The sequence below is a fragment of the Methylobacterium sp. J-048 genome (assembly GCF_022829515.1).
GTDB lineage: Bacteria > Pseudomonadota > Alphaproteobacteria > Rhizobiales > Beijerinckiaceae > Methylobacterium.
Map to the genome: position 1 here is coordinate 1 of NZ_JAKSYL010000142.1, position 7,582 is coordinate 7,582.

The 7,582-nt window shown below is 64.4% G+C and carries 7 protein-coding genes and 2 pseudogenes; 3 read left to right on the forward strand and 6 right to left on the reverse strand.

Annotated elements, in window-relative coordinates:
• Positions 1-569, reverse strand: a 569-nt coding sequence (locus tag MKL09_RS13665) for a PAS domain-containing protein (RefSeq protein ID WP_244020845.1), incomplete at its 3' end; no start/stop codon positions are given.
• A gap of 235 nt (positions 570-804) precedes the next feature.
• Positions 805-1,380 carry a PAS domain-containing protein gene (locus MKL09_RS13670; RefSeq protein ID WP_244020848.1) on the reverse strand — a complete coding sequence of 192 codons (576 nt, stop codon included), beginning with the start codon at positions 1,378-1,380 and terminating at the stop codon, positions 805-807.
• 110 nt (positions 1,381-1,490) lie between these two features.
• Here MKL09_RS13670 and MKL09_RS13675 point away from each other — a divergent pair, with 110 nt between their 5' ends.
• Positions 1,491-1,808: a hypothetical protein gene (locus MKL09_RS13675; RefSeq protein ID WP_244020849.1), complete on the forward strand. Its 318-nt coding sequence runs from the start codon at positions 1,491-1,493 to the stop codon at positions 1,806-1,808.
• A 303-nt stretch (positions 1,809-2,111) separates the two neighbouring features.
• On the opposite strand, the gene MKL09_RS13680 is transcribed toward MKL09_RS13675, so the two are convergent.
• From MKL09_RS13680 to MKL09_RS13690, 4 genes and pseudogenes are all read right to left on the reverse strand, one after another.
• A complete protein-coding gene (locus tag MKL09_RS13680; RefSeq protein ID WP_244020850.1) occupies positions 2,112-2,840 on the reverse strand; it encodes a Crp/Fnr family transcriptional regulator in 729 nt (242 codons plus the stop codon).
• A 10-nt stretch (positions 2,841-2,850) separates the two neighbouring features.
• Positions 2,851-3,099 (reverse strand): annotated as a pseudogene (locus tag MKL09_RS32345) (DUF6894 family protein); the annotation flags it as partial.
• Between the two features lie 99 nt (positions 3,100-3,198).
• A protein-coding gene (locus MKL09_RS13685; protein ID WP_244020851.1) for an IS630 family transposase occupies positions 3,199-4,154 on the reverse strand; the annotation gives its coding sequence in 2 pieces (ribosomal slippage) (positions 3,199-3,803 and positions 3,803-4,154; 957 coding nt in all).
• A 293-nt stretch (positions 4,155-4,447) separates the two neighbouring features.
• The gene (locus tag MKL09_RS13690; protein WP_244020852.1) at positions 4,448-5,506 is read right to left on the reverse strand and encodes a CorA family divalent cation transporter; all 1,059 of its coding nucleotides are present in this window, start codon (positions 5,504-5,506) and stop codon (positions 4,448-4,450) included.
• 177 nt (positions 5,507-5,683) lie between these two features.
• On the opposite strand from MKL09_RS13690, the gene MKL09_RS13695 reads away from it, so the two are divergent.
• Both MKL09_RS13695 and MKL09_RS13700 read left to right on the forward strand, forming a co-directional pair.
• Entirely contained in the window at positions 5,684-7,198 is a 1,515-nt protein-coding gene (locus MKL09_RS13695) for a carbohydrate porin (RefSeq protein ID WP_244020853.1), read from the forward strand.
• Between the two features lie 201 nt (positions 7,199-7,399).
• Positions 7,400-7,582, forward strand: a pseudogene (locus MKL09_RS13700) (IS3 family transposase); the annotation flags it as partial.

The window sequence follows — 7,582 nt, forward strand, 5'->3', positions numbered from 1 at the left end:
ACGCAGGTCTGCTCGGCGGCATCAACAAACATGCTGTGGTGGCGACCCACGATCTCATCGAGACGGTACCCGACGGTATCGAGAAAATTCTGGTTGGCCTCAAGGATCGTGCCGGTCGGATCGAAGGCGATTACCGCCTGCGAGCGATTTAGGGCGGTGATCTGCCCGTCGAGGTCGAGCAGACGCATCTTCTGCGCGGTGATGTCGGTAGCGAACTTGATGACTTTCACGACGCGGCCGGCGCGATCGAGCACGGGGTTGTAGCTCGCTTGGATCCACACGAGCCGACCACCCTTGGCGATGCGCTTGAACTCGGCGAACTGGAACGTGCCCTGCCGTAGCGTATCCCAGAACGTCTGGTACTCGTTGCTGTTGCGGTGTGCCGCCTCGACGAACATAGCGTGATGCTGCCCCCGCACCTCGGGGAGGATGTAGCCCATCGCCGTCAGGAAGTTGGCGTTGGCGGTGAGGATCGTGCCGTCGGGTCGGAACTCGATGACCGCTTGCGAACGGTCCAGAGCGTCGAACTTTGCTGCGAGATCGGCACGGGCGCGCGTTCCACCGAACATGGCGTCGACTCTCACCAAAATTGTTGAGGCTGCTCGACAACACCCAGCTGGCTGAAGGCCTACGATGCCGCCTGCCGGCGCATCACCTGAGCGTTGCGCTGTTGGGTAAGATATTGCGTGCCAAATTCTTATTTACATCTTAACGCATCGATTGAGCATCGCACTTGGTCAGAAACAGACATAAATTTCGTCTGATTGCGTGACTTTGCATTGAAGACTGAAGCAGAAATCTAACTTATGTGTGCTTGAAAACACCCAGAGCGCTCAAGGCTCCTGTTAACGCGTCGTTACTTACGCCAATTGTTTCGTAGCGTCCGGCAGCGCTGCCGGCGGGACGACCGAGCCGCCGGATCACCTCACGCTCGAACGAGACGAAGTTCTCAATACGGCCATCGGCGGCGCGCAGTGGCCGACAATCGATCTCAACCCGGTACTTGGTACCATCGCCGCGGTAATTCGTGAGGTAGCCGTGGAAACGCTCGCCCGCTGCCAAAGCGCGGTGGAAGGTTTCGAGCGTCTCCCGGCGGGTCTCATTGCCCTGCATGAACCTGGGGCTTAGCCCGACGATGTCGTCGAGCTCACGTCCGACGAGACGGCCGAAGCCAACATTGGCGTAGAGGATTGTGGGGCCGGGCGGCTCGATCATCGGATCGGTGACGACGATGGCGACGGTGGCATCATGGGCGAATGCACGGATCAGTTCGAACGCTGTCATATAACCGTAACGCTGCACCCACGCGAGAAGTGCGCAAACGTCATCCGATATCGATCCGAACACCTCGCAGATGGACGCTTGCCTCAAGAAGAGCATGAGCCGAATGTCCCCAAACTGCCGTCGCGTCATCGACGCCTACGAGAAGGCCATCGTGGCGTCGAAGTGGCGGCCCGACAGGTGCGCGAGGCCGCGCGCAGGGTTGGCTGATGGATGTCGGCGGCGAGGCGGCGCAGCAGGCGATTTCAATCTTGCTCGGCAAGCGCTCGACCGAACGCCAACAGCTTCCGGCGATCTTCCACGTGTTTCAGGCTGTCCCAGATCCGCAGCATCTCACAGGCGTCCTCGAATTCGCCGCGCGCTGCGGAGCCATCATAGAAATCTGTCGCGGATATGCCGAGCGTCGTGGCGATGCGTCGGAGAGAACGGGGTGCGTGAGCAGCCTGGTCCTTGTTCCGAGCAGCGAAGGCATCGGGCAAAACACGCTCCTATGGTGCTTCGAGATGCGACAAAATGACAGCCGGTGAAATTATTGCAAATAGTAAATGTTCTATGTGCAACCTTAGATATTAGTACAAAAGCACCGATTTAATCGTTTTGTCCTATTGGATTGGCCAGCCATAGTTGTCGCTACCTGCTCGGGTCTGAGACGGCAAACGACAGAGTAGCAGTTGATGCCGAGGCGGTCGCCGCCATCGTAAGATGCGAGAAAGCCGTTCCAAACTGCGCGTTCGGCGCCGTGCCACGATCGAACGCTTGCATTCCAAGGGCGAACCGCTGCATTTACTGGCTTAACTTCAAGTTGCAAATGTAGTCCCTCACTCATCCAATCAATCGAGCGGCTCGGTACGCCCTTCGATCTGACGGGCATATTCCACCTCTGCTCCGCCGTAGCTGTCGCCAGCGAGGTCGAGCAGACCGGCGCGGTCGAGGATTTCGACCTTGCCTCGGTGCTTCCGAACGAAGCCGTCCTTCTGCAACGCTCTCAGCGCTCCGGTCACACCGGGCCTTTCGACGCCCAGCATGAACGACATGAAATCCTGCGTCACTGTAACCATGTCGTCGTTGACCCTGTCGTGGCACATCAACAGCCACCGGGCGAGGCGGCAAACGGTGTTGCCCTTCGCGTTGGCGAACGCCGTCTGGGCCGTCTGGACGTACTGGATCTGGATGTAGCGATGGAGGAGTCGACGTAGGGCGGGGTGCCGCTCGACCGCGGCGCGCAGCGCTTCCGCGTCAATGCTCACCATGCGACCCGCCATCTGCACGAAGTGCGTGTGTGGGCTGCGGTCGTCGCCCAGCAGGATCGGGCCTACGCCAACGACACCTTCCCGCCCAATGATTACGATCTCGACCCGACCGTTCTTGCCGTCCAGAGTGATGGAGGCGAAGCCTTCTTCTGGGAAGTATGCCGCATGGATCGCAGTATGGGGCGGGATCACGACTTGCCGCAGAAGCATCTGCTCAACCCGCAGCGCGGGTTGCAAACGGACAAAATCCTCCGGCGGAAGGGCTAGAAGAAGCTTGTTGCGAACGTCTGATTGCTGGAGGAGGGTCACTGGCACTTGCCTACGAAGGGCAAGACGACGAATCGGCGCGCGGGATATGCCACTCGCCGATGAGATCGAGGGTAGCCGTGTAGATGGTCGCCCCGTTCTGATTACGGATCAGCACCGAGAAGGTTCGGCGGTCGCCATCCGGTAGTTTGTGCCGAGCCATTTCGGGGAGTGCGTCCAACGCGGCGATGCGGGCGCACTCGACATTTGGCAACTCCACGCCTTCATCGTCCAGACAATGGAACTCACCGTCATCGGTGTCGAAGAAGTATCGTAGCTTGGGATCTCTCGCTCACCACGAGTGGGAGCAACGAGTTCCGACCAGTCATCGACGGCTGGGAAGCACTAGAGCCGTGCCCTTTCAGGTTGGCTCATAGGCATCGTATCCAGCTGCAGTGAGGTAGTTTCGGCACTCATCCGGTCGGACGGCGGCGAACGCGTCCTCGATGGCGATGGTCAGGTCGGCGGCGGTCCGTGCTGCAGCCGTCCGGAGCAGGGCTTTGATCTTGGCAAAGACCTGCTCGATCGGATTGAAGTCGGGACTGTAGGGCGGGAGGTAGAGAACCCGTGCGCCGACCGCCTCGATGGCCTCGCGCACCCCGGCGACCTTGTGGGCGTTCAGATTGTCGAGGATGACGGTGTCACCGGGCCTCAGCACCGGAGCCAGGGTGTCGGTGACGTAGGCCCGGAAACGCATACCATTCGTGGCTCCATCGAAGACGGTCCTGGCGATCAGTCCCGTGGCGCGCAGGGCGGCGGTGATGGTGGTGGTCTTGTAGTGCCCGTGAGGCACGGCGATCCGGCAGCGCTGACCGCACGGAGCACGACCATAGCGGCGGATCATCTTCGTCGTGGCGGCCGTCTCGTCGCGGAAAACCAGGCGATCCGGATCCAGATCGGGTTGCCCATCGAACCAGTCCTCGCGCGCGGCCCTCACATCCGACCGCTCCTGCTCGGCCGCGTGGACAGCCCCTTTTTACGGGTGATCCCATGCCGGGCGAAGAAGCGTGACAGGCTGCTCGTGCTCGCCCGGACGCCGCGTTCCGAGAGCCTGTCGCGCAGCTCCCGCAGGAAGGAGAGCGGGTGTTCTTCGTCGAGCCGAAGGATCAGGGCCGCCTGCGCTTCCAGACGCTGCGAGTTGCGGTCGCCGCCCATGGGCTTGGGCGCGATCTGCCCGTCCTGCCGGAAGCGCTCGTGCCAACGGACCGCGCTGGCCGCCCCGACCCCGAAGCGTTTGGCCGCCTGACGCCGCGATGCACCCGCTTCAATCGCAGCGACCACCCGCTCGCGCAGATCCACCGACAGGGCTGAAGGCATGGCAATCCTCCATCACAAGCCCATCCAGTGAATCACACGCCAGCCAGATCGCCTACCCCAAGCGATTCAACCCGCCAGGGCATGGCTCTAGCCTCGGCAGCTCCCCTATAGCGGACATTCATCGAGGCGGCTGTTATGTCAGGCCATTCACATCAGCGCCGATCCGAGAACTGATGTTAATCCGATTGGACGCTTCGCCGAGTAAAACACCTGTCCGCGGGGACACCAGAAATCGGATCTGAGATAACCTGTGTGACCGGCAACGCCATCCGGGCTGGTGAACGCCGCAGCCCTCAAGCCCGCGGCGGTCGGATGCCGAGCAGGCGTATTACCACGAAGGCCAGGACGGCTGATGCCAGGCTGAGGCCGCACACGGCGAGGAAACCGTGCGGATCGTCGCCCAAGGGCAGCCCCTTCACGTTCATCCCGAACAGGCTGGTTACGAAGGTCGGGGGCAGGAACAGCGCCGACAGCACTGACAGGACGTAGAGCTGCCGGTTGGTCGCCTCGGCGATGCGTTCGGACACCTCCTCTTGCAACAGCCGTGCGCGCTCCGCCTGCAGGGTCATGTCGCGGTCGAGGGCGTCTAGGCGTTGAGCCAAGCGGGCCGCCGCCGCGACCGCCGGCCCGTGCACGTCGTCCGTGGCCCCGTCCGCCTCCAGCCGGTGGAAGACGGCGGCAAGGCCGGTGATCTGCCGATGCAGGCGCACCGCGTTGCGGCGGACCGGCCCGAGCCTTCGGCGGTCGTTGCGGGTCCGTCCGTCGAGGATGTGATCCTCGACGCCGTCGAGCGCGTCGGAGAGTCTTTGCCCGGTAGTGGCCATCGCCGCCACGACGTGACCGACGAGAGTCTCAAGGAGCAATGTCGGCGAGGAGACGGTGTCTCCGCTCTCGACCGCGGCGCGGGTGGCGTCCGGGCTCTCCGCCGGTCCGCGGCGGCCGCTGACGAGGCTGCGCGGTCCCATGACGAAGTGAAGCCTGCCCGCTGGGGCAGGTTTCGCGCCCGGGTGCGCGAGGTCGGCGACGACGCCCCCTACGTGGTCAGCCTCGACCGTGACACGCTGGTGCTCGTCGGGCGCGAACACTGCCGTGGCGAGGCGGGTGGGACCGAACCTGCCTCTGCCCGCCGGCCCCGCGAGATCCACCGCTTCCAGGTCGTAGTGCAGCCATAGGAACCCGCCGCCGAACGCGTCGATGTCCCTCGCCGCCTCCGCCGCCGCGACGGACCGCCCCCGCCCATCCGCGTCGAACGCCATGGCCCATAGGGGCTCGCCCGACCAGGTTGGTCCCGCCATGCCCGTCGTGGTCGAGAGCGCGGCGCTGACGTCCACCGGTGGGTCCAACGGCTTCATGGGTGATCCATTCGATGATCAGCCCGGTGACAGGAGGCCGACGTGACCCTGGAAACTTTGAGCGGTGGCGCTCCGCCCGTATGGTGACCCCCGTACCTGAATCGAGGGCGACCGACGAGCGGCATGGGCGCCCCAGTGGACATCGAAGCGACACGGCGCTTCCGAACGGTAGGCAAGATGTCCAACCCCTCGGCCGAACTCGCGCGACGGGGGCACGCCAGGAACCCGCGAGCGTCCCGTGTCGCCTTCGCCGTCGCCCTGTCCCTGGGCTTCGTACCCATCGTAGCGGTCGCTCAGTCCGCGAACACCGGCGCGGGCGGCGACCCGCGCACCTCGGTCGCCCAGCCCGAGGTATCCGGCAAGCCGTCGGCGGTGGCCACGACCTCGATCCAGGCGACCCTGGGCGACGCGGCGGACCCGACCGGCCTGCGTCGCTTCCTGTCCGACCGCGGGGTCGTCCTCAGCTTCAATGCCATCACCGACATCCTCGGCGACACCAGCGGCGGCACGCGCCGGACCGCGACAGTCCTAGGGCGGCTCGACATGCAGCTCGACGCCGACCTCGACCGCCTCGCCGGCTGGCACGGCGCCGCGTTCCGGGTCGAGGCCTACCAGATCAATGGCGCCGGATTGTCCAGGGCCGCCGTCAACGACCTCGCCGTGGTCAGCGAACTGGAGGCGCTGCCGTCCACCCGCTTGTACGAGCTCTGGATCGAGCAGCAGGTCCTCGACGGGCAACTGGCGGTCAAGCTCGGGCAGGTGGCGGCCGACACCGAGTTCCTCGTCAGTCAGACCGCGACGCTGTTCATCAACTCGACGTTCGGCTGGCCGACCATCGCCGGCACCAATCTGCCGAGCGGCGGCCCGGCCTACCCGTTCGGCGCGCTGGCGATACGGGCCAAATACCTCCCGACGCCGAACCTGTCGTTCCAGGTCGGTCTGTTCGACGGCGACCCAACCGGTCCGGCGCGGGCGTGGAACGACCCGGACCCGCAGCGGCGCGACCGCACCGGCACGAACTTCAGGCTGTCCGACCCGGCGTTCCTGATCGCGGAGGCCGCCTACGCGTACAACTTCGAGGAGCGGGCCGGGTCCGGCCAGGTCCTGGATGAGCCCGGAACGGTGACGCTCGGGGGCTGGCACCATTTCGGCCGGTTCGATTCCCTCCGGGCCGACGACACCGGTCGCTCGCTCGCCAGCCCCTCGACCAGCGGGGTCGCCCGCAGGTTCCGGGGCGACGACGGTCTCTACGGGATCATCGACCAGACGATCTACCGAGAGCCGGACGATAACGGACAGGGCGCCAGCGCGTTCGTGAGGGCAGTGACATCGCCGGGCGACCGCAACCTGATCGACCTCTACCTTGACGCCGGCATCGGCTATCGCGGGCTGCTGCCTGGGCGGTCGAACGACACAGCAGGCGTGGCGGTGTCATACGCGCGCATCTCGCCGTCGGCCCGGGGCGCAGACCGCGACACCATTCTGGAGATGGGCATCGCAATGCCACGCCGACGGTTCGAGGCCTTGTTCGAGGCGACGTACCAAGCAGTCCTCGCCCCGGGCGTGACAGTGCAGCCGAACCTGCAGTACGTCTTCCACCCAGGGGGCAACGTCCCCGACCCGCGCGACGAGCTCGGACGGCGGATACGGAACGCCACGGTCGTCGGCCTTCGGGCGACGCTGACCTACTGAGCGCGGTTCGACTTCATGCGGGCCTTTGGAAATCGCCAACCGACCCGAGTGCGAATCCTATGAGCCTGAGCGCCGTTCGGATAGCGCTCGTCAGGCGTGCACCGGAGACGGTTCTTCCGCCATGTCGAGGCGAGGTGACCTGACCGGCTGGCTTTGGACCGGGCTGATTGAGACGATCAGAGTGGACCAGAGTAGTCGGGGATGAAGCGAGGACAGAGGCCAAGAGCGGAGCTGGTCGTGCTGATGTTGCGCCAGATCGAGGTGCACACGGCCCAAGGCAAGAGCATCGCCGTCGCATGCAAGGAAGGTGATGGCCACGAGCAGAGCCACTACCGTTGTCAGAAAGAGTACGTCGGGTTGAAGGTTGATCAGTCCAAGAAGATG

What these genes read in the sequence shown, in the direction of transcription:
- MKL09_RS13675 (WP_244020849.1), top strand. Translation starts at nt 1,491, where the DNA reads ATGGATGTCGGCGGCGAGGCGGCGCAGCAGGCGATTTCAATCTTGCTC.
- MKL09_RS13670 (WP_244020848.1), bottom strand. Translation starts at nt 1,380, where the DNA reads ATGCTCTTCTTGAGGCAAGCGTCCATCTGCGAGGTGTTCGGATCGATA.
- MKL09_RS13695 (WP_244020853.1), top strand. Translation starts at nt 5,684, where the DNA reads ATGTCCAACCCCTCGGCCGAACTCGCGCGACGGGGGCACGCCAGGAAC.
- MKL09_RS13690 (WP_244020852.1), bottom strand. Translation starts at nt 5,506, where the DNA reads ATGAAGCCGTTGGACCCACCGGTGGACGTCAGCGCCGCGCTCTCGACC.